The 24,418-nt window shown below is 63.5% G+C and carries 22 protein-coding genes; 11 read left to right on the top strand and 11 right to left on the bottom strand.

Going from position 1 to position 24,418, the window contains the following annotated elements; translation table 11 throughout:
- The first annotated feature begins 15 nt into the window (after nucleotides 1-15).
- Together L0U84_RS19590 and L0U84_RS19595 are read left to right on the top strand one after the other, a co-directional pair.
- Entirely contained in the window at nucleotides 16-702 is a 687-nt protein-coding gene (locus tag L0U84_RS19590; protein WP_013090980.1) for a response regulator, read from the top strand.
- 155 nt (nucleotides 703-857) lie between these two features.
- Nucleotides 858-2,372 (top strand): sensor histidine kinase, encoded by a 1,515-nt coding sequence (locus L0U84_RS19595; protein ID WP_233851824.1) that lies wholly within the window; start codon nucleotides 858-860, stop codon nucleotides 2,370-2,372.
- Between the two features lie 83 nt (nucleotides 2,373-2,455).
- Here the strand turns inward: L0U84_RS19595 and L0U84_RS19600 are convergent, their stop codons facing one another.
- The 8 genes from L0U84_RS19600 to mnmC form a co-directional block, all read right to left on the bottom strand.
- Nucleotides 2,456-2,989, bottom strand: a complete 534-nt coding sequence (locus tag L0U84_RS19600) for an SET domain-containing protein (protein ID WP_233851825.1) — start codon at nucleotides 2,987-2,989, stop codon at nucleotides 2,456-2,458.
- A 212-nt stretch (nucleotides 2,990-3,201) separates the two neighbouring features.
- The gene (locus tag L0U84_RS19605; RefSeq protein WP_233851826.1) at nucleotides 3,202-4,314 is read right to left on the bottom strand and encodes an NADH:flavin oxidoreductase/NADH oxidase; all 1,113 of its coding nucleotides are present in this window, start codon (nucleotides 4,312-4,314) and stop codon (nucleotides 3,202-3,204) included.
- Nucleotides 4,315-4,423: 109 nt separating this feature from the next.
- Complete coding sequence (locus tag L0U84_RS19610; protein ID WP_233851828.1) at nucleotides 4,424-5,137, bottom strand: glutamine amidotransferase; 714 nt, start codon at nucleotides 5,135-5,137, stop codon at nucleotides 4,424-4,426.
- A gap of 143 nt (nucleotides 5,138-5,280) precedes the next feature.
- Nucleotides 5,281-5,919: a MarR family winged helix-turn-helix transcriptional regulator gene (locus L0U84_RS19615; protein ID WP_233851829.1), complete on the bottom strand. Its 639-nt coding sequence runs from the start codon at nucleotides 5,917-5,919 to the stop codon at nucleotides 5,281-5,283.
- Nucleotides 5,920-6,489: 570 nt separating this feature from the next.
- Nucleotides 6,490-7,605 (bottom strand): YbdK family carboxylate-amine ligase, encoded by a 1,116-nt coding sequence (locus L0U84_RS19620; RefSeq protein ID WP_233851830.1) that lies wholly within the window; start codon nucleotides 7,603-7,605, stop codon nucleotides 6,490-6,492.
- A gap of 88 nt (nucleotides 7,606-7,693) precedes the next feature.
- Nucleotides 7,694-8,899, bottom strand: a complete 1,206-nt coding sequence (locus L0U84_RS19625; RefSeq protein WP_233851831.1) for a cation:proton antiporter — start codon at nucleotides 8,897-8,899, stop codon at nucleotides 7,694-7,696.
- Between the two features lie 109 nt (nucleotides 8,900-9,008).
- Nucleotides 9,009-9,374 (bottom strand): hypothetical protein, encoded by a 366-nt coding sequence (locus L0U84_RS19630; RefSeq protein ID WP_233851832.1) that lies wholly within the window; start codon nucleotides 9,372-9,374, stop codon nucleotides 9,009-9,011.
- 515 nt (nucleotides 9,375-9,889) lie between these two features.
- Nucleotides 9,890-11,857: a bifunctional tRNA (5-methylaminomethyl-2-thiouridine)(34)-methyltransferase MnmD/FAD-dependent 5-carboxymethylaminomethyl-2-thiouridine(34) oxidoreductase MnmC gene (gene mnmC / locus L0U84_RS19635; protein WP_233851833.1), complete on the bottom strand. Its 1,968-nt coding sequence runs from the start codon at nucleotides 11,855-11,857 to the stop codon at nucleotides 9,890-9,892.
- Between the two features lie 445 nt (nucleotides 11,858-12,302).
- Between mnmC and L0U84_RS19640 the strand changes: the two genes are divergently transcribed.
- Nucleotides 12,303-12,581 carry an HU family DNA-binding protein gene (locus tag L0U84_RS19640; RefSeq protein WP_006050811.1) on the top strand — a complete coding sequence of 93 codons (279 nt, stop codon included), beginning with the start codon at nucleotides 12,303-12,305 and terminating at the stop codon, nucleotides 12,579-12,581.
- A 100-nt stretch (nucleotides 12,582-12,681) separates the two neighbouring features.
- On the opposite strand, the gene L0U84_RS19645 is transcribed toward L0U84_RS19640, so the two are convergent.
- Entirely contained in the window at nucleotides 12,682-14,031 is a 1,350-nt protein-coding gene (locus L0U84_RS19645) for a GTP-binding protein (RefSeq protein ID WP_233851835.1), read from the bottom strand.
- A 286-nt stretch (nucleotides 14,032-14,317) separates the two neighbouring features.
- Entirely contained in the window at nucleotides 14,318-14,761 is a 444-nt protein-coding gene (locus L0U84_RS19650; RefSeq protein WP_233851836.1) for a lytic transglycosylase domain-containing protein, read from the bottom strand.
- 499 nt (nucleotides 14,762-15,260) lie between these two features.
- Here L0U84_RS19650 and gspD point away from each other — a divergent pair, with 499 nt between their 5' ends.
- Genes gspD through gspF form a run of 3 tightly spaced genes read left to right on the top strand, consistent with a single transcriptional unit; the run spans nucleotide 15,261 to nucleotide 20,393 of the window.
- The gene (gene gspD / locus L0U84_RS19655; RefSeq protein WP_233851837.1) at nucleotides 15,261-17,651 is read left to right on the top strand and encodes a type II secretion system secretin GspD; all 2,391 of its coding nucleotides are present in this window, start codon (nucleotides 15,261-15,263) and stop codon (nucleotides 17,649-17,651) included.
- Nucleotides 17,652-17,686: 35 nt separating this feature from the next.
- Nucleotides 17,687-19,171, top strand: coding sequence for a type II secretion system ATPase GspE (gspE, locus tag L0U84_RS19660; protein WP_233852073.1), 1,485 nt, complete (start codon nucleotides 17,687-17,689; stop codon nucleotides 19,169-19,171).
- A gap of 4 nt (nucleotides 19,172-19,175) precedes the next feature.
- Nucleotides 19,176-20,393: a type II secretion system inner membrane protein GspF gene (gene gspF, locus L0U84_RS19665; RefSeq protein ID WP_233851838.1), complete on the top strand. Its 1,218-nt coding sequence runs from the start codon at nucleotides 19,176-19,178 to the stop codon at nucleotides 20,391-20,393.
- Nucleotides 20,394-20,469: 76 nt separating this feature from the next.
- Here gspF and L0U84_RS19670 read toward each other — a convergent pair whose 3' ends face one another.
- Entirely contained in the window at nucleotides 20,470-20,883 is a 414-nt protein-coding gene (locus L0U84_RS19670) for a type II secretion system protein N (protein WP_233851839.1), read from the bottom strand.
- A 135-nt stretch (nucleotides 20,884-21,018) separates the two neighbouring features.
- On the opposite strand from L0U84_RS19670, the gene gspG reads away from it, so the two are divergent.
- The 5 genes from gspG to gspK all read left to right on the top strand — a co-directional run bounded on the left by gspG (nucleotide 21,019) and on the right by gspK (nucleotide 24,406).
- Nucleotides 21,019-21,483, top strand: coding sequence for a type II secretion system major pseudopilin GspG (gspG, locus tag L0U84_RS19675; RefSeq protein WP_233851841.1), 465 nt, complete (start codon nucleotides 21,019-21,021; stop codon nucleotides 21,481-21,483).
- A gap of 178 nt (nucleotides 21,484-21,661) precedes the next feature.
- The gene (locus tag L0U84_RS19680) at nucleotides 21,662-22,201 is read left to right on the top strand and encodes a GspH/FimT family pseudopilin (RefSeq protein ID WP_233851842.1); all 540 of its coding nucleotides are present in this window, start codon (nucleotides 21,662-21,664) and stop codon (nucleotides 22,199-22,201) included.
- A gap of 1 nt (nucleotide 22,202) precedes the next feature.
- The gene (gene gspI, locus L0U84_RS19685) at nucleotides 22,203-22,646 is read left to right on the top strand and encodes a type II secretion system minor pseudopilin GspI (RefSeq protein ID WP_267939714.1); all 444 of its coding nucleotides are present in this window, start codon (nucleotides 22,203-22,205) and stop codon (nucleotides 22,644-22,646) included.
- Nucleotides 22,624-23,301 (top strand): PulJ/GspJ family protein, encoded by a 678-nt coding sequence (locus L0U84_RS19690; protein WP_233851843.1) that lies wholly within the window; start codon nucleotides 22,624-22,626, stop codon nucleotides 23,299-23,301. Before gspI ends, L0U84_RS19690 begins: the two co-directional genes overlap by 23 nt.
- 1 nt (nucleotide 23,302) lies before the next feature.
- Nucleotides 23,303-24,406 (top strand): type II secretion system minor pseudopilin GspK, encoded by a 1,104-nt coding sequence (gspK, locus tag L0U84_RS19695; protein WP_233851844.1) that lies wholly within the window; start codon nucleotides 23,303-23,305, stop codon nucleotides 24,404-24,406.
- Nucleotides 24,407-24,418: the final 12 nt, after the last annotated feature.

A 24,418-nucleotide genomic window follows, 5' to 3' on the forward strand; every position in this document is an offset into this window, starting at 1 on the left:
ACTTGAGCGAAATCCATGCGACTCCTTCTGATCGAAGATGACCGCCCCATCGCACGCGGCATCCAAAGCAGTCTCGAACAAGCCGGCTTCACAGTCGACATGGTCCATGACGGCATCTTTGCCGAGCAGGCCCTCACGCAAAACCGCCACGAACTCGTGATCCTCGATCTGGGTCTGCCGGGCATCGACGGCATGACGCTGCTGTCGCGTTTCCGCCAGAGCAACCGTCACACGCCGGTGATCATCCTGACCGCGCGCGACGAACTGAACGACCGCGTGCAAGGCCTGAACTCGGGCGCCGACGACTACATGCTGAAGCCGTTCGAACCGGCCGAGCTCGAAGCGCGCATTCGCGCGGTGATGCGCCGCAGCGGTCCGCACGGCGATATGCCGCGTCCGGAAGTGTCGCTGGGTGGCGTGCGGCTGTCGGGCGTCGATCGCCGCATCTTCAACGACGACAAACCGCTCGAACTGTCGCCGCGCGAATTCGCGGTGCTCGAAATGCTGCTGCTGCGTCACGGCCGCGTCGTCAGCAAGGCGCAACTGCAGGACCACCTAACGCACTTCGGCGGCGATCTCGGCGATACCGCGATCGAAGTCTACGTGCACCGTGTGCGCAAGAAGCTCGAGAACTGCCGTGTCGAAATCGTCACCGTGCGTGGTTTTGGCTATCTGTTGCAGGAAATCCGCCAGGCCGCATAATCGCCGTGAAGGCCGCGCATTGCGCCGCGGCCTGACGGCGCCGGACCGGCGCCGCGGACCGGCTGTGCCCGCCGCGCGCCGTGCCGGCAGCCGGTCTGTCTCAAGGCGCTTCGCGCCGTTGCCACCGCAGTTACAACTTTCCCGCGCGTACGATCATGCACCAGCCGGCCGCCAATAGTCTGCGCCGCACGCTGTTGCGGCGCCTCGCTGCTCCCCTGTCGCTGCTCGCGCTGATGAGTGGCCTGATCGCCTACTGGCTCGCCTGGCAGTACACGCAGCACGTGGTCGACCGTTCGCTCGCGGACCTCGCGACCGCGATCTCCAAGCAGATCCAGATTGCCGGCCCGGAAGCGCCGATCACCGTGCCGCCGCTCGCGCAGGCGATGTTCTCCGATCCGGTCGAACATCTGGTGTACCGGATCAGCACCGGCGACACCGAAATCGCCGGCGACAACAATCTGCCGCTGCAAGGCACCAACGTGCGCCGCATGCATTACGCGTACGTGTTCGAGACGCAGCACGAAGGCGTGACCGTACGGGTCGCACAGGTACGCGTCGAACAGTCGAGCGGCAATCCGATCGTCGTCGAAGTCGGCCAGCCCGTGCATCACCGCTTCCGCATCGCCGCCGAATTCCTCGTCGCGATCATGATGCCGTTATTGCTGCTGCTGCTAGCCGGCTGGGTAATCGTGTGGCGCGTCGTCAATCAGCAGCTCAATCCGCTGACCGCGCTCGCCGATTCGCTGAACCGGCAAACGCACACGTCCCTCGAACCGGTCGACGAAACCTATGTTCCGGTCGAAATCCGTCCGCTGACGGGCGCGCTGAACGCGCTGCTCGATCGTCTGAAAGCCGCCCTCGATGCGCAACGCAAATTCATCGCCGATGCCGCGCATCAGCTGCGCACACCGCTCACCGCGGTCAAGCTGCATGCAGAGCAGGCCGTCGTCGCGCGCGATCCGCAGCAGACCCTTGCCGCCGTGCGCGAACTGCGCGCCGCAGCCGATCGCGCCGTGCGACTGTCGAACCAACTGCTGTCCCTCGCGCGCGCCGAGCCGGGCGAACAGGCTGCCCGTTTTGTCAATGTCGACATGGCCGCGCTCGCGTTCGACACCGGCGCCGAATGGGTGCCGCGTGCGCTCGCGGTGCACGTGGACCTCGGCTTCCAGCGCCTCGACGATCCGTCGAACGACGATCCGCTGATGGCGCGCGGCAACCCGGTGCTGCTGCATGAAGTGATCGCGAATCTGCTCGATAACGCGCTGAAGTATGTGCCGCCCTCGCGGGCCGACGGCGGGCGTATCACCGTGACGGTGTCGCAGACCTTGATCGACGATCTGCGCATGGCCGAGATCGTCGTCGAAGACAACGGGCCGGGCGTGCCGCGTTCGCAGCAGGCGGATCTGTTCAAGCGGTTCTTCCGCGGCGACGGGCAAGCCGAGGCGGGCGTCGACAGCGGCGCCGGTCTGGGCCTCGCGATCGTCCACGACATCATGGTGCTGCATCATGGCAGCGTGCATTACGAGGACGCGCCGGAGGGAGGCGCAAGGTTTATCGCGCGGATTCCATTGCTTCCGCCCGGTGCGTCCGCAGGCGCTGCCCCCGCCAACGACGCCAACGCGCGGCGCGCCACGAAGAAACCGGCGCACTCGGCGCCGGTCGATTTGTAGAAGGTTTGCCCGGCTGCCAGGTCGGCGGTCGCCTCAGCGCTTCGATCGGCGCAGACAGCTCATGCCGGGCGCTGGGCAGGGGCTCATTTCTTCTTCGATTTCTTCGCCGATTTGCTCGACTTCTCCGCCTTGTCGGCACCCTTATCCGACTTGCCGGCTCCCTTGGCTTTTGGCGGCGGCGCCAGCATCGTGCCACGGCACTTGCGCGCGCCGCAGCGGCATTCGTATTCCTTTTTCAGCTTCTTCGTCTGCCGCGCATCGATCACGAGGCCGTAGTCGTAGAAAACTTCCTCGCCCTCCGCGATATCGCGCAGCGCATGCACGTACACGTGCCCGTCGACTTCCTCGGCTTCGCAGTTCGGCGCGCATGAATGATTGATCCAGCGCGCGCTATTGCCGTTCACCTTGCCGTCGATGACCTTGCCGTTATCCAGCGCGAAATAAAACGTGTGATTCGGTTCAGCCGGATTATGCGGATGACGGCGCAACGCCTCTTTCCAGGTAATCCGCTCGCCCTTGTATTCGATCAGTCGCTCGCCGGCGGCGATCGGTTCGAGAGCAAACACGCCTTTGCCGTGCACACCCGAACGGCGCACGGCGATCCTGCGTGAATTCATTGAATGAATCCTTGTGAAGAACTGGGGAATCGAGTCTGGCAATCGTCAGGCGCGTCTTGCGCGCGGCCTTTTCTGACGCGAATAGCAAACGCGGCGCCTTGCGAGCGCCGCGTCGACTTGCGACGCGCATCGCGCCACAACCGGCATCGTACACGCTGTCGACGGCTTCCTTCAACCGTCAGCCGATGCGTTTGTTCAACCTGCGACGGGCGTCACCGTTGACCGAACGTAATGTCGCCGAACAGCGCTTTCTGCTCGCGCGGTTGCGAACGCCAGTACTGCGGCGGCGCTTCCACGTTCGCGCCGAGGTTAGCGGCCGCGTGCCACGGCCAGCGCGGGTTGTAGAGCAGCGCGCGAGCCAGCGCGATCAGATCGGCATCGCCCGCTTCGATCAGTTGCTCGGCATGCAACGGGTCGGTGATGAGCCCGACGCCGATCGTCGTCAGACCGGTTGCGTGCTTGACCGCCTTCGCGAACGGAATCTGATAGCCCGGCTCGAGGGGAATTTTCTGCAGCGGCGAGACACCACCCGACGACACGTCGATCCAGTCGCAGCCGCGCTTTTCCAGTTCGTGCGCAAACGCGATCGTGTCTTCGAGCGTCCAGCCGCCTTCGACCCAGTCAGTCGCCGAAACGCGCACGCCGACCGGTTTGTCGGCCGGGAATGCAGCACGCACGATATCGAAGATTTCGAGCGGGAAACGCATGCGGTTTTCGAGCGAGCCGCCATAGTCGTCGGTGCGCTGATTTGCGATCGGCGACAGGAATTGATGCAGAAGATAGCCGTGCGCGGCATGCAATTCGAGCGCGTCGATGCCAAGGCGCGCGGCGCGCCGGGCGGACGCGGCGAACGCCTCGCGAATCCGGTTCAGGCCGGTGACATCGAGCGCGAGCGGCGGCTCCTCGCCCGGCTTGTGCGGCAGCGCCGACGGCGCATGCGGTAGCCACCCCCCTTGCGACACCGGAATCAGCTGGCCGCCTTCCCACGGCACATGGCTGGACGCCTTGCGACCCGCGTGCGCCAGTTGCATCGTCACGTTGATATGCGAATGCTTGCGGATCGCGGCCAGCACCGGCACGAGCGCTTCTTCGGTCGCGTCGTCCCACAAACCGAGATCGCCGGGCGTAATGCGGCCCTCCGGCTCGACGGCGGTCGCTTCGATGCACAACATGCCCGCGCCGGAGAGTGCGAGACCGCCGAGGTGAATCATGTGCCATGCGGTCGCTTCGCCGCGTTCGGCGGAGTACTGGCACATCGGGGAGACGACGATACGATTGGGAAGCGTCACGCTACGCAGCGTGAGCGGAGAAAAAAGCGCGCTCATGGATTTTGTCCAGTGAAAGCCCGAGAGCGATCGAGAATAGCACCGCACGCGGTTTACTGCATGAACGTGGCACCAGATTGGCCGCTCAGGTCGCCAATCGGCTAGCCATTCAGACTTTCGTCTCGACCTGATCGAGCCATTCGCCGAACATGCGGCACGCGGCGGCTTCCAGCGCGGGGCCGTATCGAGCGGTGTCGGCGCGCAACCGACGCGCGTCGATGCCGTGGCCGGACAGTTCATTCGCATTCCCAATCAGCCAGGGCTCGAACCGATCGGTGCGGATCTCCGGATGACACTGCAAGCCCAGCACGTGATCGCCCCATGCGAAGGCCTGATTCTCGCAAGCCGGCGTCGACGCCAGACGGGTTGCGTTGGCGGGCAGATCGAAGGTATCGCCGTGCCAATGCAGCATCGACGTATGAGCGCCATCGAGGTGACGCAGTGGCGAGGCGCGGCCCGCATCGGTCAGCGAGAGCGGCGTCCAGCCGAGTTCGCCCTGAGCCGCCGGGTAGACGCGCGCCCCGAGCGCGCGCGCGATCAGCTGTGCGCCGAGGCAGATGCCGAGTGTCGGCAGACCGGCCGCGATGCGCTTTTCGATCAACGACAGCAGCGGCGCAAGCGTCGGGTACAGCGCGTCGTCGGTCGCGCTGATGGGACCCCCGAGCACGACCATCAGCGACGCCGAAACCGGATTGGGCGCCTCGATACGGCCGACGCCCACATCGAGATAACGGACCGGACGGCCGCGCTCGCCGAGGACGAGCTCGAGACTGCCCAGATCCTCGAAGTGCACATGGCGGATGGCGAGTACTTCCCGATTCATCGGCCTGCCCTATCTTCAGGTTAACTAACGACTTGCCGCCAACAACTCTATCCTTGCACGGCACCAGCCGGCAAGCAGGCGGCATATACCGCCCGCCGAGGCCGGCCGGGCCATGTTAGCGGATTGCCCCGGAAGACGCCCCGTTATTGGGCGAAGATCTTCCAGGTCTTCTTCTGGGTGGCGACGTCCGCGGTTTCGTGCACGGAGCAGTCGAGACGCAGATCGGTGTCCGACATGTTCAGGTCGAGCAGCGCGCAGTGATGCGGCACTTTCTTCGGATTCTTGCTCACCTGGAAATGCGTGCAGCTCAGGCACATACGATGCGACGGAATCGTGTTTTGCGCTTCGAGCTGGTAGATGGTTTTGAGCAGCGTGCGATAGAACACGGACTGTTCGTCGTCGCGCAGCGTGCCGACCGCCTTGGCCAGGAAATCCGGCCATTGCGCGGCGCGCTTGGCAGCGGTGCGGCCTCGCGTGGTCAGGCGTACCGCGAGCGCGCGACCGTCGTCGAGCGCGCGACGCTTTTCGACGAGGCCCTTGGTCTCGAGCGTGCTGACCGCATCGCTGGTGGTCGCGGCGGTCAGCGCCGTTTCACGCGCGATTTCGCCGAGACGCATCGGCCCCTTACGTTGCATCAACAGCACGAGGATTTCGCCCTGGGTCGGCGTAAGGCCCGCGCCTTCCGCCCATTCCCAAGCCTGGCTTCGCATCGCCGTGCTCAATCGCAAGAGGCTGTGGGTCACTCGCCCGGTTGCCTGTTCTCCGTATACGCCTTCGCTCATAATCTTCGATTCGTTTATTTACCGCTTGGTGCGATGCCGGCGGCTGCCTGCCGGGGTACGCCCGTTGCGTGTGTGGGGTAGCTTCGTCCAACCGCGGATGAAGCCGTTTGTACTATCTCAAAAATACACCGCCTTGGAAGCCGAAGGCGGCGAAAAACGACATTCTATGCGACAGCGGCAAATCGTACAGCTAACTTATCCAACGCGAGCTGTGGATAAGCAGGGGAAAACGTTTGAATAGCCTGTGTACCGTTTTGCAACAAGCACTTGCAGCGGGTTGAACGTTTCCTCGGTTGTTCTTGCCGGGCGCGGCCGGGGGCTGTTTTTCGCGCCCGGTTGTTATATCTCCAGCGCGTTGACTCTGCAGGAAATTATTCAGTTGTCCACAGCCTTTGGCAATGCCTGCTTACGACCACTACGCTGGTATACGTAAACTTTCGAAAAACCTGAAGGGTTGGACGCGCAAAAAAACATAAAAATTTTCTTACGAAAAAAAACCCGCTCGCGGCGGGTTTGGTCGAAACGTCGCGTACCTGGCGCACGCAAACGGTTTTCATCAGGTCTTCGCGACTAGGCACGCCACTGCAGACACTGCTGGCGCACCGCTTCGTGCAAGGACTTTTCCTGAGCAAACACACTGCGCAGCCAGGTCGCGTCATTGACCTGGCCGCGCGCGATCGCGCCAACCTCGGCCAGCGCATTGGCCGAACCGAGCGCTTGCGCGTGCGGTCCGATCTGTTCGAGCGTTTCGAGAATATCTTCGGAAATCGTCTTGCGTTCACCGGTTTGCGGATTGATGCAGGTGCCGGCGAGCCCGAAACGGCAGGCTTCGAAACGGTTGAACGTGTAGACCAGATAGTCGTCTTCCTGCGGCATGATCGGCTTGTCGAGCAACAGATGACGCGCGAGCGTCTGGATGTAGCAGGCGATCGCCGCGGCGCGATCCACCGAAAACGGCGTATCCATCACCCGGACCTCGATCGTGCCGAACCCCGGCTTCGGACGGATATCCCAGTAGAAATCCTTCATGCTGTTGACCACGCCCGTGTGGACCATCTTCGAGAAATACTCCTCGAAGCTGTCCCACGTCAGCACGAACGGCGCGCGGCCCGACAGCGGAAACGCGAACACGGAATTCAGTCGTGCCGAATGAAATCCGGTATCCACACCCTGTACGAAAGGCGACGACGCGGACAGCGCAATGAAATGCGGGATGAAGCGCGACATCGAATGCAGCAGATACAGCGCGCTGTTCGGATTCGGGCAACCGATGTGCACGTGCTGGCCGAACACCGTGAACTGCTTCGCGAGGTAGCCGTACAACTCGGAAAGATACTGAAAGCGCGGCGTATCGACGATCTGCCGCTCGCTCCATTGCTGGAAAGCGTGCGTGCCGCCGCCGCACAGACCGACGTTCAGATGGTCCGCCGCGGAAACCAGGGTATCGCGAATCTTGCGCAGATCGGCGACCGCCTGTTCGTGCGATGTGCAGATGCCGGTCGACAGCTCGATCATGCTTTCGGTGATTTCCGGCGTGATGTTGCCGGGAATTTTTTCGTCCTTGATGAGGCGCAGCAGATCCGTGCCGGCTTTGGTCAGATCATAGTCGTGCGTATTGACGATCTGCATTTCGAGCTCGATACCGAACGTGAACGGTTTCGAATCGATGAAGGGTTCGAGTGACATGGCGTCCCCTGGGTCAGGTCGTTTGAGGCGAAAGAATTGAAAAGACGGGTTCGTGAAACGCGCATGGCAGCCAATGCGCGTTTCACGCCTACCCCTCGCGCCGCTCGGCGACGAGCGCGAGGCTGCGATAAACGAGCCACGGGCCGAGAATCTGCAGCACGAAAATCGAACACATGACGATCGCGCGCAGCTGCGGATCGAAGTTCGGATACAGGTTGTACGTGTCGTCGACGAGCAGATACGCGAGCGCCGACATCGGCGACAACGACAGGCCGAGCGCGATGCCCTGCTTCATGTTCAGGCCGCTCGGCTTCGCGAACGCAAGCACGCCGACCAGCTTCGCAACGAGGCGAGCAACGATCAGACCCAGCGCTGCGACTCCGCCCAACGCGATGTGCTTCCATTCGAACGACGTTAGCGTCAGCACGAACAGGATCACCGTCAGCAGCCAGCCCGCGGTGCCGAAATGCTCTGGCCACAACTGCGGACGCGCTTCGTGATTCTTCACGATGATGCCCGCGGCGAGCAGCGCGAGGATGGTCGACAGCTTGAACAGATGCGCGATCGCGATCGCAAGCAGCACGAGACCGAACAGTGCGACGAACGAATGCTCGTCGTGCATATTCAGGCGGCGATAGAAGAACGTGCAGGTGCGCGCGAGCAGGTACGCGAGCACGAGCGAGCCGACCAGCAGGTACAACGGCTGCAGGATCGTCGCGAATACGTTGCCGTAAACCTCCTGATGCAGCCAGCTCGATACGAGTTTTTCGATCACGACCGCATACATGCTGTTCAGCGCGGTCAACGTCAGCAGACGCTGGGTGACCTGGCCTTCGGCGCGCAGTTCGGTTTTGAGCTGGATCACCATCGCCGGCGATGTCGCCATCGCGATCGCGGCGAGTACCGTCGCGACCATCAGCGGCACGTGCAGAAACAGCAGCACCGGCAGCACCAGCACGAAAGTCAGCGTGGCTTCGGCGACGCTCGACAGGATCAGCCACGGATTGCGGCGGATCCAGCGCAGATCGAGCCGGCTGCCCAACTCGAACAGCAACAGACCGAGCGCAACGTCGAGCAGTGGCCGCGCGGCGCTCGCGGAATCCGCGTCGATCACGCCAAAGCCGGCCGCGCCGGCCACGAGGCCGATCACCGCATAACCGGAAATGCGCGGTAAGCGCCACGCCCGAAAGCAAAGCTCTCCGCACAGACCGGCGGCAAGCAACGCAAGACCCGCCCAGAAAATGGCGTCGGGTGAGAGCGGCCACGCTGGCAGAAACGAAAACGCCGAATTCATCGTGATGGGTTCTCCTTGGCAGCAACGGCAGACGACACGAACCGGGCGCACACGCACGCCGTGGCACGAGCGAACCGAGAGCGCTCGTTATCGCAAGCGCTTCGCGATGTCAGCGTTGCGAGGTTTCAATGATCGGATGATCGGAATGCGCCGCGGCCGCAAAGAACACCACGGAGTCCGGCACATTCATGGATGCGGCTGTAGCAACAGGCACGGTGAAGGAACGCCGTCGACCTTGAATCAGATTCTGATTGACCGGCACCGTTCCATTGCTGCGTGTGCTACCAGACACGGCGGCACGACGCGGGAAAGAACGGGGATTGTGCCATAGCTTGTTCCGCGTTGACCGAAATGACGTTAACTCACTGGCAAAACGGTAAAAAAGAACGTTATTTTCACAGTGGACGGAAAAAGCGACCTTTTTTCGCAGCATCGCGTCAGTTTCGGCTACGTCGCGAACGGCGAATGCGATCAAGAGTGTTACCGCTGCGTGTGTGATTTTGATGTGCGGTTTTGTCTGCCGTTTCGCGGGCTCTCTCAACGCTCTTTCAAGTTAACGCGGTGCATCGAATGATCTGTTTGCGCGAACTCGAACGATATTCAGCTGACCCGACAGGCGGGGCGTTAGCCCCCGTCTTTGCTGTTTACTGGTTTACCGTATGTATACGTAGTAACAGTTAACAAGCTGACTCCGTTTCTGTGGATAACCTACGTTAACCGAAATAAATCATCGAGTTGCGGCTCGCATAACCGGATGTACAGCATGTGCGGCACCCGCCGGTATACGCGAGCAACTTTTCGCGCTTTTTTGCGATGTTCCAGTTACCCCGTTTACGTCCACAACGGTTCCACACGACTTGCGCTGGTTAACTGCGCGGTTATCCACAGTGTGCGGTGGATAAGCAGGAAGGCCGGTTAACCTGGTTTACAGGGCGGAGGGGGCTAACACGTGCCCGGGCGCAGAGGTTGGCTCGCAATGATCTAAGCCCGTTAACCGATCGTTCCCTGCCGCAACGAACGCAGCAGAAAACGCGCGGGGTCGATGTCTTCGGCGAGATCGCGTTCGAGCGGCCACGGCTCGCCTTCGATCTGTGAGGCGATCAACTCGGCGCCGAGCGCGGCCCACACCAGCCCGCGAGAACCATAGGCGAATGCGCCGTACAGACCGTCGACACGCGGCAGATCGAGCGGCCATGCGCCGCGCAGCCGGGCAGCATCGCGCGTGGCCGCGGCTTCGTCGGCGAGCTGGCCGATCATTGGCATGCGGTCCGAGGTCACGCAGCGAAACGCGACGCGCCCGGCGAGGGAAGTCAGCGGCGCGGCATCGAGTGCCCTCGCGAACGACGGCAGCATCTGTGCAACGCGCTCGATATTCTCGCGATGACCGTCTGCGCGCAGCGACGTGTCGGGGTCGTCGAGTTCATAGGTCGCGCCCGTCAGCGTGACGCCGTTCGCGAGCGGCACGGCGTAGCCCTCGCCGATCACCGGCAGCGCGAGGGGCGTGACGGTACCGGCGGGCAGCAAGCTCAACTGTCCGCGAATGCTGCGGGTCGGCGCATGACGCAAGCCAGCGATGCGCGCAGCCTCATGCGCGCCCGCGACGATCACGACGGGCGCTTGCGCGACCGCCTTCCCTGCGATATCGAAGACGGTCCACTGATCGCCGGAACGTTCGAGTCGCGCGACGTCGACGCCGAAGCGTCGTTCGAGCAAGCCGTCTGCCGATGCGAGTTGCGCCGCGCACAGCGAGGCCGGATCGATCCAGCCGCCGCGTGAAAAGAACCAGCCGCCACGCGCGAGCGGCATGCCTGCGAGTTGCGCTGCGTCGGCCGCGGAGACCGGCGTCACGTAATCGGACGGATAGCGGAACGTGCCGATGGCCTCGCCGAGTGCGCGCGCCTCGGCGTCGTCGGCAGCGATCTGCAGCAGGCCGCGATCGCCGCGCGCGATTCGATGCCCTGCCCGTTCGAGCGCGGACCAACGATTGAGCGCATACAGAAAGCCCGCCCGCGTGACGCGCGACGCGACGCTGTCGTCGCGCGAAATCATCGGGTGGAATACGCCGGCTGGGTTGCCGGACGCATCCTGTGCAACCGACCCATGCCGCTCGAGCGAAGTGACGCGCCAGCCGCGCGCCGCAAGCCGCTCTATCACAGCGCAGCCGGCCAGTCCCGCGCCGATCACGACCGCGTGTCGTTCGTCGTGTCCGAACGGCGCGGGCGGCTCATAGCGACGCACACGCCAGCGCGGCGCGAAGCGGCCGACCAGCATTGCGCGTTTCCAGCCGAAGCCGTCGACCTTGCGATACTCGAAGCCGCATTGGGTCAACGCGCGTTTGACGTCGCCCGCGCTGCTATAGGTGGAGAAGGTCGCGTCATCACCGGCGACGCGCGCGAGCGCCTTGAAGATCACCGGGCTCCACAGCTCGGGATTTTTCGCGGGCGCAAATCCATCCAGATAAAACGCATCGGCGCGCAGCCGCAACGAGGGCAGGCTGTCGAGCGCATCGGCGAAGATCAGCGTCAGCACGACGCGGCCCCCTTCGAATTCGAGTCGATGCGTGCCGGGCACGAGCATCGGCCATGCGTTCGCGAGCGTGTCCGCGAGTCCGGCGATCAGCGGATCGGAGATCGTCGTTGCGTGGACGCGGCGCAGATCTGCGGCGCTAAACGGATGCTTGTCGATGGACACGAAATGCAGCCGCTCGCAGCGTGCCGGATCGGCGCGCCACGCGGCCCACGTCACGAGAAAGTTGATGCCGATGCCAAAGCCCGTTTCGAGCACGGTGAACGTGCGACGGCTCCGCCATCGATCGGGCATTTCATTGCCGTGCAGAAAGACGTACTGAGCCTGCTCCAGCGCGCCGACGGCGCTGTGATAGATGTCGTCGTAATGCGGTGAAAAGGGGCTGCCGTTGTCGCGGAAAGCCAGCACGGCGGGGATCAGCGGATCGGTCATGCGCGAGGGAAAAACACGCTCAAAAGGACGCTCGAAAGAGCAGGTTCGATGGTATGAATCGGCGCGGGCTGCGCGCGGGTCGCCGTAAAAGACCCATCAGGACGCTTTTAGACGCTTTGCTGCGTTGGCAAAAACCAACGCTAACCCCCACCAGGACTGGGTTTCGGCCCTCGTTTAGGGCGCCAGAGGGGCTAATTTTCGATTTCCTTGCAGGAACGGCCTGAAAACCGTGCAATTCCTCGAAACCCTTATCCTGATTGGGTTTGCGCTGCGCTATCATAGCAAGCGCCGCGAAGGGAGCGGCAGCACGGCCGCCGAACAGTGTTCTGTCCGGCGCGGGAGATCTTCAGGATCAGGGCCGCAGCTGCTCGACGGCGCGGTGCGCGCACGTATAATCGGCGCGGTCGCGCTGTTCGTATCAACCTAAACTCAGAAAGGAACCTTAATGAACAAACAGGAACTGATCGACGCTGTCGCAGGACAGACGGGCGCCAGCAAGGCTCAAACCGGTGAAACGCTGGACACGTTGCTTGAAGTGATCAAGAAGTCGGTGTCGAAGGGTGATGCGGTCCAGTTGATCGGCTTCGGTAGCTTTGGTTCGGGCAAGCGCGCAGCGCGTACGGGTCGTAATCCGAAGACCGGCGAGACCATCAAGATCCCGGCAGCCAAGACCGTCAAGTTCACGGCAGGCAAGGCGTTCAAGGACGCAGTCAACAAGCGCTAAGCAGACTACTGCCGGGCAGTTGACACCCGTTTGAAAAACCCGCCGATGGCGGGTTTTTTTTCGTCCATGCTGTGTGGTTCAAACGCGCTGCGTGCTTTGCTCAGTCATGACGATGCACTTGCTCGCCGTGGTCATGTCCGCAATGCTTGCAGTCGTCGCCGTGCCCGTGATGATGATGGCCGTGATCATGATCGTGGTCATCGAACTCCCACGCCGGGAACGGATCGGGGAACTGCTGCCAGGCTTGCGGCCCAAGCGCGTATTCGGCGTCGGTGAGCAGGCAGGCGTCGAACTTCGCGCGCCAGATGGCGGGGTCGAGATCGACGCCGATCAGCACGAACTCCTGACGACGATCGCCGATGCTCATATCGTCCGGCGCGCCGTACCAGTCGGCGGCGATTTCGGCGGCCAGCTCGTTGTCGCCTTCCGGCCATTCGCTGCGATCCTGCGCGGCCCACCACATGCCCGCCGGACCGTGCCGGCAGGCGCCGCCGGCCTGCGATAGCGAACCGCCGATATCGTTGCGCGTCGCGAGCCAGAAGAATCCCTTGCTACGCAGTACGCCCTTCCACTCCTGATGCAGCAGCTCCCACAACCGCTGCGGATGAAACGGCCGGCGTGCGCGATAGACGAAATGGCCGACGCCGAGTTCGTCGGCTTCGCTGTGATGCGCGTGACCGAGCTCACTGTCGTCCTCATTCTGATGCTTGTGCTCGAGCGCCGCGAGCCAGCCCGGCGCATTCGACGCTTCGTCGAAATCGAAGCGTCCGGTGTTCACGATCTGATCGAGGGGCACGTCGGCGAAGCGGCTCACGAGTTGCTCCGCGCGCGGGTTCAGGCGCGCGAGGATGCGCTGCAAACGCGCGAGTTCGTCCGCGCTGACGAGATCAATCTTGTTCACGACGAGCACGTCACAGAACTCGATTTGCTCGATCAGCAATTCGACGATCGTGCGATCGTCGTCTTCGTCGACCGCGACGCCGCGTTCGACGATCGCGTCGGCGGACGCGTAATCGCGCAGGAAGTTGAACGCATCGACGACCGTAACCATTGTGTCGAGTCGCGCGACATCGTCGAGCGACGCGTCTTCGTCGCCGTCGGCGAACGCGAGTGTTTCGGCGATCGACATCGGCTCGGCGACGCCGCTCGATTCGATCACGAGCGCGTCGAAGCGCTTTTCGCCGGCAAGACGACGGATTTCGTTTTGCAGATCGTCGCGCAGCGTGCAGCAAACGCAGCCGTTCGTGAGTTCAAAGACCTGCTCGTCGACGCGCGAAAGATCGGCCGCATCGAGCACGAGTGTCGGGTCGATATTGACGGCGGCGAGATCGTCGACGATCACCGCGACGCGCAATCCGGCGCGATTCGCGAGGATGTGATTCAGGAGCGTGGTCTTGCCGGCGCCCAGGAAACCGGAGAGCACGGTGACGGGCAAAAGCGGCTGGTTCATCGCGGTACGGAAAACGGAAGATTAGAGGGTGTGCGCGGCGCGGAGCCATATCGTCGACGGCGCTGCGACGGCGGATGGACGGCGTGGGAGCAGCATGAAGCCGCATTGTGCATCAAAACTTGCGCGGCCCGTGGGAGGGCGTCGTTCGCAACACGCCGTCCGCGCGCCTGGCGGATAAGGCCGAAGAAATGGCGCGGAAATCGGTAGAAAAGGAAATCCGACGTAAATAACGCGGAAAACGGAGCAAATATGACGCGAAAACGGCGGAGCCGTGCTAGAAAAAAGCCTATTGTGCCGGCATTAATTTCCAACTGCGCAGAATTGCAGCGATCTGTTGCGCATACTTGTCGCGAAGGGCAGGCGTCTCAGAGTGGTATGATCCGACCGCCTGCCAGGTGTTGCCGTACTTGTTCATCTGGCGGCGCAGATGCCACGCCGCTATGTAAACGTTCTTGCACGGCTCCATCAGCGTGCCTTGCGAGATCCCGTACTGCGCGAGCACCGGCAGATGCACCGAATTGATCTGCATCACGCCATAGTCGGTCGAACCGTTCGCGTTCTTGTGCTGCGCATCCGGCCGGTTGTGCGACTCCTGCCAGGCGATTGCTCGTAAGATCAACGGATTGACCTTCTGGTACTTGGCCGCCTCGTCGAAGCAGTCGGCGCGCGCGGAGCCAGCTGCGGCGAACAGCGCGAGCGTGGCGACGGCGGTGACAATCGGACGTTTCATCGGTCAAGACGGCTAATTAAACCAGCGGTAAGAATTGGTAAGGTAGTTTGCAGGCCGTGTTTCGGCCGCAACAGCAAGCTGGCCGGGCGTTTGTCGAGCATCGGGGAAAACCCGTGGCCGCAAACACATAACAGCGAGTCGAACGGCTCGTATGATACCGGCAGTCCGACCTTCGTCAAGTTGGCTAACCGACATAAGACCGCACAAAGCCGGTTAATGTCGCGCGCGCACGGTGCCGGTTAGCTTTCAATTCAATGACAACACTGCGAATCTTTTACCGGAATCGCATGGGGTCGCTTGTTTTGTTTCAAATCCGACATGAAAAACTGTTACTGTTCGTTTTTTTCGCGTGTCGGCAAGCAGGAGCTCGAAGCGAGGGTCGCTTTTAGGGCTGGTTCACATACCGACCGGGCGGTAGTTTGCTGCCGGGTCCGCATCGCATGACCGTCGGTGGCTAAGGCTGCCGGCATCGATATCACATCCCATGAGAAGAAATTGTATGGCTTTGCGTCGCGTGGCAACGGCGCTGCTGGTAGCTGGACTGATTACCGCGCAGACAGCCCAGGCAGAGGTGACCCTGAACTTCGTCAACGCCGACATCGACCAGGTCGCCAAGGCGATCGGCGCGGCTACCGGCAAGACGATCATCGTTGATCCGCGGGTGAAGGGACAGCTGAACCTCGTGTCCGAAAACGCCGTGCCCGAAGACCAGGCGCTCAAAACCTTGCAGTCCGCGCTGCGCATGCAGGGCTTCGCGCTCGTGCAGGATCATGGTGTGCTGAAAGTGGTGCCGGAGGCCGACGCCAAGCTACAAGGCGTGCCGACCTACGTCGGTAATGCGCCGACGGCGCGCGGTGACCAGGTCGTTACGCAGGTCTTCACGCTGAGGAACGAATCGGCCAACAATCTGCTGCCGGTCCTGCGTCCGCTGATCTCGCCGAACAATACCGTAGCGGCCTACCCCGCCAACAATACGATCGTCGTCACCGACTACGCCGACAACGTGCGGCGCATCGCCCAGATCATCGCCGGCGTCGATAGCGCGGCGGGCCAGTCGGTCGCGGTCGTGCCGCTGAGGAACGCCAACGCGATCGACATCGCGCAGCAACTGAACAAGATGCTGGACCCGGGTGCGATCGGCAGCACGGACGCGACGCTCAAGGTGTCGATCACGTCGGATCCGCGCACCAACTCGCTGCTGATGCGCGCATCGAACACCGCACGTCTTGCGGCGGCCAAGGAACTCGCGAAACAGCTCGACGTGCCGACCACGATGCCGGGCAATATTCACGTCGTGCCGCTGCGCAATGCCGACGCGACGAAGCTCGCGCGCACGCTGCGCAGCATGCTCGGCAAGGGCGGCGGCGAAGGCTCGTCGGGCGGCTCGAATGAGGCGAACTCGTTCAACCAGAACAGCAGCGGTGGCGGCGGCGGTATGTCGAACAGCAGCAGTTCGACGGGCACGTCGGGTACGCCGCCGTTGCCGTCGGGCGGCCTCGGCAGCAGCTCGATGAATTCGCCGATGGGCGGCGGCGCCTCGGGTTCGAACAGTAACAACGGCGGCTTTCTCGGCGGCGACAAGGACAAGAGCGAGGACCAGGGCGGCGGCATGATCACGGCCGATCCCGCGACCAACTCGCTGATCATCACCGCCCCCGAAGCGACGTACCGCAACTTGCGCGCGGTGATCGACCAGCTCGACGCGCGTCGCGCGCAGGTCTATATAGAAGCACTGATCGTCGAGCTGAATTCGAATACGAGCGGCAACCTCGGCATTCAGTGGCAGGTCGCGAACGGTAACCTGTTTGCCGGTACCAACCTGGCGACTGGCTCGGGCAACAGCATCGTCAACCTGACGGCCGCGGCGGCCGCGGCTGGTTCGACCGGCGGTCTCGCGACGGCACTGGGTGCGAGCGGCCTGCAACAGGGCTTGAACGTCGGCTGGATTCACAACATTTTCGGCGTGCAGGGTCTCGGCGCGCTGCTGCAGGCGCTGTCGCAGACCGCCGACGCGAACGTGCTGTCCACGCCGAACCTGATCACGCTCGACAACGAAGAAGCGAAGATCATCGTCGGTACCAACGTGCCGATCCAGACCGGTTCGTACTCGAACCTGACGAGCGGCACGACGAGCGCGGCGTTCAATACGTTCGACCGCGTCGACATCGGTCTGACGCTGCACGTGAAGCCGCAGATCACCGACGGCGGCATCCTGAAGCTGCAGCTCTACACGGAAGACTCGGCGATCGTGAACGGCACGAACAACGCGTCGACGAACCCGCAAGGTCCGGAATTCACGAAGCGTTCGATCCAGTCGACCGTGCTGTGCGATAACGGCGAGATCATCGTGCTGGGCGGCCTGATGCAGGACAACTACCAGGTCAGCAACAGCAAGGTGCCGCTGCTCGGCGACATTCCGTGGCTGGGCCAGTTGTTCCGCTCCGAGCAGAAGACGCGCGACAAGACTAACCTGATGGTGTTCCTGCGCCCGGTCATCCTCGCCGATCGCGACACCACCCAGGCCGTCACGGCGAATCGCTACGACTACATCCAGGGTGTGCAGGGCGCGTACCGTCAGGACAACAACATCATGAAGGATCACGACGATCCGGTCGTGCCGCCGATGCCGCTCGGCCCGAGCCAGGGTGGCGTGCCGGCGATGAACCTGTTCGACCTGAACCAGATGCGCCGTCAGCAGATGATGCCGCAGCAGGCACCGCAACAGGTGCCTCAACAGGTACCGCCGCCGCAAGCCGTGCCGCAAACCGCCGCGCAGCCCACGACCCAACCGGTACCGCAGACGATGCCGCAAACCGTGCAGCAACCGGCGCTCGTCAATCCGGCCAGCGGCGAGGTGCCGAACACGGTGTCGCCGGGAGCGCGTCCGTGACGCAGACGCCCGCGCAAACCGCACCATCGCAACGTCTGCCGAACGGTGACGCTGCCGCCGGCGAGCGCGCGGCGCCCTCGCCGCTCGCCGCCCGGCTCGTGCCATACGGCTTTGCGCGCAGCGGCCAGATTCTGGTCGCGCATCAGCATGCCGATAGCCTCGAAGTCTGGATCAGCGAGCGCACGAGCGACGCTGCGCTTGCCGAAGTCGCGCGCAACTACGGCGCGGTGTCGGTCGTGCGCGTGCCAGCCGACGATCTCGCGCAGGCGATCAACCACGCGTATGCGCGCCAGGACGGCAGCGCTGCGCAGGTGGTCGGCGAAGTGGAAGGCGAAGTCGATCTGTCGCGTCTGATGCAGGACATCCCCGAGGTCGAGGATCTGCTCGAATCGGAAGACGACGCGCCGATCATCCGTATGATCAACGCGCTGCTCACGCAAGCTGCGCGCGAGCAGGCCTCGGATATCCACATCGAGCCGTTCGAGAATGCATCCGTGGTGCGCTTTCGCGTCGACGGCACGCTGCGCGACGTAGTGCGGCCCAAGAAGGCGCTGCACGGCGCGCTGATCTCGCGGATCAAGATCATGGCGCAGCTCGACATCGCGGAGAAACGTTTGCCGCAGGACGGCCGCATTACGCTGCGCGTCGGCGGTCGTCCGGTCGACGTGCGCGTCTCGACGTTGCCGACCGGCCACGGCGAGCGCGCGGTGTTGCGTCTGCTCGAAAAAGACGCGGCGCGACTCAATCTCGAAGCACTCGGCATGGCGTCCGACACGCTCGGCCAGTTCGACAAGCTGATCGGCAAGCCGCACGGCATCGTGCTGGTGACAGGCCCGACCGGCTCAGGCAAGACCACCACGCTGTATGCGTCGATGTCGCGACTGGAGACGGCGACCACCAACATCATGACGGTGGAAGACCCGATCGAATACGACCTGTCCGGCATCGGCCAGACCCAGGTCAACGAGCGGATCGGCATGAGCTTCGCGCGCGCGTTGCGCTCGATCCTGCGTCAGGACCCGGACGTCATCATGATCGGTGAAATCCGCGACCTCGAAACCGCGCAGATCGCTGTGCAGGCGTCGCTGACCGGTCACCTGGTGCTCGCGACGCTGCACACGAACGACGCGGCATCGGCCGTCACGCGACTGACCGACATGGGCGTCGAGCCGTATCTGCTCGCGTCGTCACTGCTCGGCGTGCTCGCTCAGCGGCTTGTGCGGCGCCTGTGCCCGGTGTGCCGCGAAGAGCGCACCGAAGAGGACGGCAGCAAGCGCTGGCATCCGGTCGGCTGCGACCGTTGCGGCCAATCCGGTTACGCGGGACGCCGAGGCGTGTACGAACTGCTGCTGATCGACGAATCGATCCGCTCGCTGATCCACCGCAACGCGGCCGACGCAGAAATTCTCGAAGCGGGCCGCGCCCAGGGTATGCGCACGCTGCGCGACGACTCGGAGCGCTGGCTCGCATCCGGACTGACGTCGCTCGAAGAAGTGATTCGCGTGACGGGCGGAGCATAAGCGCATGCCGGCATTCCGTTTTGAGGCGATCGACGCGGCGGGCAAGGCGCAAAAAGGCGTGCTCGACGCTGACAGTGCACGCGGCGCGCGCACCAACCTGCGCTCGCAAGGATTGACGCCGCTCGTCGTCGAACCGGCGGCGTCGCGCACACGCGGCGAGCGCAATCAGCGGCTCGCGCTCGGGCGTCGTCTGTCGCAGCGCGAGCAGGCCATTCTGACGCGCCAACTTGCGAGTCTTTTGATTGCTGGTCTGCCGCTCGACGAAGCACTCGCGGTACTGACCGAGCAGTCGGAGCGCGACTACATCCGCGAGCTGATGGCGGCGATTCGTGCCGAAGTGCTCGGCGGTCATTCGCTGGCGAATGCGCTGCAGCAGCATCCGAAGGATTTCCCCGAGATCTACCGGGCGCTCGTCGCGGCCGGCGAACATACGGGCAAGCTCGGTCTGGTGCTGTCGCGGCTGGCCGACTACATCGAGCAGCGCAATGCACTGAAGCAGAAGATCGTGCTGGCGTTCACGTATCCGACGATCGTCACGATCATCGCGTTCGGCATCGTCACGTTCCTGCTCAGCTATGTGGTGCCGCAGGTCGTCAACGTGTTCGCAAGCACGAAGCAGCAACTGCCGTTTCTGACGATCGTGATGATGGCGCTGTCCGGTTTCGTGCGGCACTGGTGGTGGGCGATGCTGATCGGCGTGATCGTGGTCGTCTATCTGGTGCGCGCGACGCTGAAGCAACCGGGCCCAAGACTCGCGTTCGACCGCTGGCTGCTGACCGCGCCGCTGATGGGCAAGCTCGTGCGCGGCTACAACACCGTGCGCTTCGCTAGCACGCTCGGCATTCTGACCGCGGCGGGCGTGCCGATTCTGCGCGCGCTGCAGGCCGCGGCCGAAACGCTCAGCAACAACGCGATGCGCGAGAACATCGACGATGCGATCGTGCGGGTGCGTGAAGGCACGTCGCTGTCGCGCGCGCTCGGCAACACGAAGACGTTTCCGCCGGTGCTCGTGCACCTGATCCGCTCGGGCGAGGCGACCGGCGACGTGACGACGATGCTCGATCGCGCTGCCGACGGCGAAGCGCGCGAACTGGAGCGTCGCACGATGTTCCTGACGAGCCTGCTCGAGCCGCTGCTGATTCTGGCGATGGGGGGCGTGGTGCTCGTGATCGTGCTCGCGGTGATGCTGCCGATCATCGAACTGAACAACCTCGTGCAGTAGCAGTAGCCGTAGCGCGAGGAAGGAAGAGAAAGGATTTGCGCGGCGTGCCGTATCAGCCGCGCAACCGCTTCAGGTTTCAGCGCACGTAGATGGTGGGACCGCTGGAGTTGGCGGGCAGGAAGATTTCCGAGTGGGCGCCGTTGCGGTCGATGATGATCGAGCGGGGGCGAACTTCGGAGAGCCTGGTGCCTTGCATCAGCGTGCTGCCGAGCGACACCGCGTGCGGCGGCTCGCCACCGACGCTGACGATCGCCGCGGCGCCTTCGCTCAAGGCGAGGATGCCGAACAGATGGATGTCCTGATTGACGTTGCGCGTGAGCTGTCCGCCGAACAGCGTCGCGGCCTGGTCGGTCGAGACCTGCGCATGCGCGGCGGCAGCCGGCAACGGTGCGCCGGACATTGTGGTGAGCGTAATGACCCAGTAGGTCAGCGTCGCGCAGAAAGCGGCGAACAGCGCGAGCGACAGGAGGCGGATTTGGATTGCGTTCATGCGCACATTGTACGGACTATTGAGGAAATTGCGGTGGTTGAAGTCCTTCAACTGCCTGACATTAAAATGACCGGCCCGGTGTAGTCAATCTGACAGTCCGAGTCGAAATCTTCATCTGAAAAGAGGTAGCAATCTATGCAACTGTCGACCATTCGCCGCGCTGACAACGCGGGTTCGCGCAGCCGTCGTCAACGCGGTTTCACGCTGATCGAAATCATGGTCGTGATCGCGATTCTCGGCATTCTCGCCGCGCTGATCGTGCCGAAGATCATGAGCCGTCCGGACGAAGCGCGACGCGTCGCCGCGAAGCAGGATATCGGCACCGTGATGCAGGCGTTGAAGCTCTATCGCCTCGACAACGGCCGCTATCCGACCCAGGAGCAAGGCCTGCACGCGCTGACCGAAAAGCCGAGCACCGACCCGGTGCCGAACAACTGGAAGGACGGCGGCTACCTCGAGCGTCTGCCGAACGATCCGTGGGGCAATGCGTACCAGTATCTGAATCCGGGCGTGCACGGCGAGATCGACGTGTTCAGCTACGGCGCCGATGGCAAACCGGGCGGCGAAGGCAACGATGCCGACATCGGATCCTGGCAATAAACCCGCCGAAACCCAGTATTCCGCCAGGCTCGATGATGTTCACGTCCGCGCCCTCCCTGCAACCGGTTTGGCCGCCGGTTTCACCAAGGGCCTTGCCCGCCGCCCCGCGAGTTTCGCGGCGCGGCAGAGCGTGCGTGCTTCACCGATGCATTGCCGTTTGAATTTCCGTTGATCGTCGATGGCCGGCACTATGCGCACGTCCGCTTGCAAGTCCCGTGTGGACACTCCGTATACGGCTTCGCGGCCGCGCCCCCGCCTGCGCCGCGGCCGCGCGGCCGGCTTCACGCTGCTCGAAATGATGGTCGTGCTGGTGATTGCGGGCCTGCTCGTGTCGCTGACCGCGGTCACGATGACCCGCAATCCGCGCACCGATCTGAACGAGGAAGCGCAGCGCCTCGCGCTGCTGTTCGAATCGGCTGGCGACGAAGCGCAGGTGCGCGCGCGGCCCATCGCGTGGCAGCCGTTCGAGGGCGGCTTCCGTTTCGACCAACGCACCCAGGACGGCTGGCGTCCTCTGCGCGACGAGCTGCTCGGACCGCGCAAATGGGAAGGCGGCGTGACGGGTGTCGCGATCAATTATGCGGGCTCGGATTCGCAATCCGATCGCATCGTATTCGGTACCGAGGCGATCGACGCGCCGGTGCAGGTCACGCTGTTTTCGGCGGCCGGCCAGGCGACGATCGTCGGTACCGGCAATGGCCGCTACGAGGTGCGCTGAGATGCGAATGCACCGTTATCGCAGGTGTGCCTGCAACCCTTCCCTCTCTACGGCGCGCGACGGCGCGCGTCGCAATGAGCGCGGCTTCACGATGATCGAAGTGCTGGTCGCGCTCGCCATCATCGCGGTCGCGCTGGCGGCGTCGCTGCGCGCGGTCGGCAGTCTCGCGAACGGCGAAGTCGATCTGCACCGGCGTCTGCTCGCCGGCTGGAGCGCCGACAACGCGCTCGCCGATCTGCATCTGAGGCATGCATGGCCGAACGTCGGCTCCACGAGCTTCGATTGCTCGCAAGGCAATCTGCAACTGCGCTGTACCGAGCATGTGACGGCGACGCCGAATCCGGTGTTTCGCCGTGTCGAAGTCATGGTGACGATGCCAGGAGTATCCGGCAATCTCGCCCAGATGGTCACGGTGGTCGCGAATGAAATCAACCGCTCGCTGTAAGCCCCGCCGCCGTTACGGCGCGCGCGGCTTCACGCTGATCGAACTGCTGGTCGCGATCGCGATCCTCGCGGTGATCGCGGTGTTGTCGTGGCGCGGGCTCGATCAGATCATCCGCGGCCGCACGACGATCACGAACGCGATGGAAGACGAGCGCGTGTTCGCGCAGCTGTTCGACCAGATCCGCATCGACGCGCGCCAGGCCGCCAGCGACGACGAAACCACCCAGGTGAGCGCGATCTCGGTCACCGGCAACACGCTGCAGATCGTGCGGCACATCGTGCTGCCGGGCACGGCGCCGCGTCTGCAGGTGGTGCGCTATCAGATCTCGAGCGGCCGCGTGGTGCGCTTCGCGTCACCGCCGCTTGGCAACGTCGGCCAATTGTGGCGCGCACTGCACGGCAACGAGGAAGGCTGGAGCTCGGTGCAGCTGATGGGCGGCGTCGGCTCGATTTCGGCGCGCATGTATGTGCCGAAGCTCGGCTGGACCACGAATATGAACGACGTAGAGACCGCGTTGACCCAGGCCATCAACAACCTGAAGGTGCCGCAGCTCGGCAACGCGCCGATGCCGCGTTCGGTGACCGGGCTCGAGGTCAGCGTCGGCGCGACGTCGCTAGCGCGGCCGATCACGCGCGTTTTTCTGGTCGGAGAATGACATGACGTTCTCCTCATCGCTGCCGAAACAGTCCGCAAGGGGTTCGCGCGCACGCGAGCGCGGCGCGGCCATCATCAGCGCGCTGCTCGTCGTCGCGCTGTCGGCGATCCTCGTGTCCGGCATGTTGTGGCGCCAGCAGGTGCAGATCCGGCGCATCGAAAATCAGCGGCTGCTGTCGCAGGCGCAATGGGTCGCGCGCGGCGCGCTCGACTGGACGCGGCTGATCCTGCGCTCCGAAGGCGACACGTCGGCGGGCATCACGTACCTGGGCGGCTTGTGGGGTGTGCCGATCGCGAAAACGCGGTTGTCGGATTTTCTCGGCCAGATCGGCGAGGTGCGCGCAGAGCAAGGCGCGGCGACGTACCTGTCGGGCTCGATCGAAGACGCGCAGTCCAGATTCAATCTGCGCAATCTGGTCGCGAGTCCGGCGCCCGGTGTGACGCAAATCAGCGCCGAGCAGGTGGCCGCGTATCAACGGCTACTGGTGTCGCTTGGGTTGAGCGGACAGCTCGCCAAACCGACCGCGCTGCAGATGCGCGCGGGGTTGGCGCAATCGGCGACGCGCTTTCAGACCGGCACGTCGGTCAGCAGCTCGACGCAGGTCGGCGGCGGCGGCATGGCGGGCGGCAACTTCACGAATAAACCCGGCATCGAGGACGATGACGACAACCTGGCGGTCAAGCCGTTCCTGATGACGGGGGTCGATTCGCTGCTCGACATTCCGGGCTACACGCCGGAGATCGTCGCGAAGCTGCGCCCGTTCGTCACCGTGCTGCCGACCACCACGCCGATCAACATGAACACCGCGTCCGCAGAAGTGATCGCGGCGGTCGTGCCGGGCATGACCGTGTCGCAAGCGCAGGCGTTGGTCGCGCGGCGGCAGACCGTGTTTTTCCGCAACGTCGGTGACGTGCAGCTCGCGCTGACTGCCGCCGGCGTGCAATCGGTGTCGATCGATCCGAACCAGTTCGACGTCAACTCGAGCTACTTTTTAGTCCACGGCAGTGTGCAGCACGAGCGCGCCGAAGTGGATCGCACGACGCTCGTCTATCGCGATCCGCTGACTCACACCACGCGTATCGTGCGGGTACAAGACCAACTATGAATAACGCAATCC

The organism is Paraburkholderia sp. HD33-4, from assembly GCF_021390635.1.
Classification (GTDB): Bacteria; Pseudomonadota; Gammaproteobacteria; order Burkholderiales; family Burkholderiaceae; genus Paraburkholderia.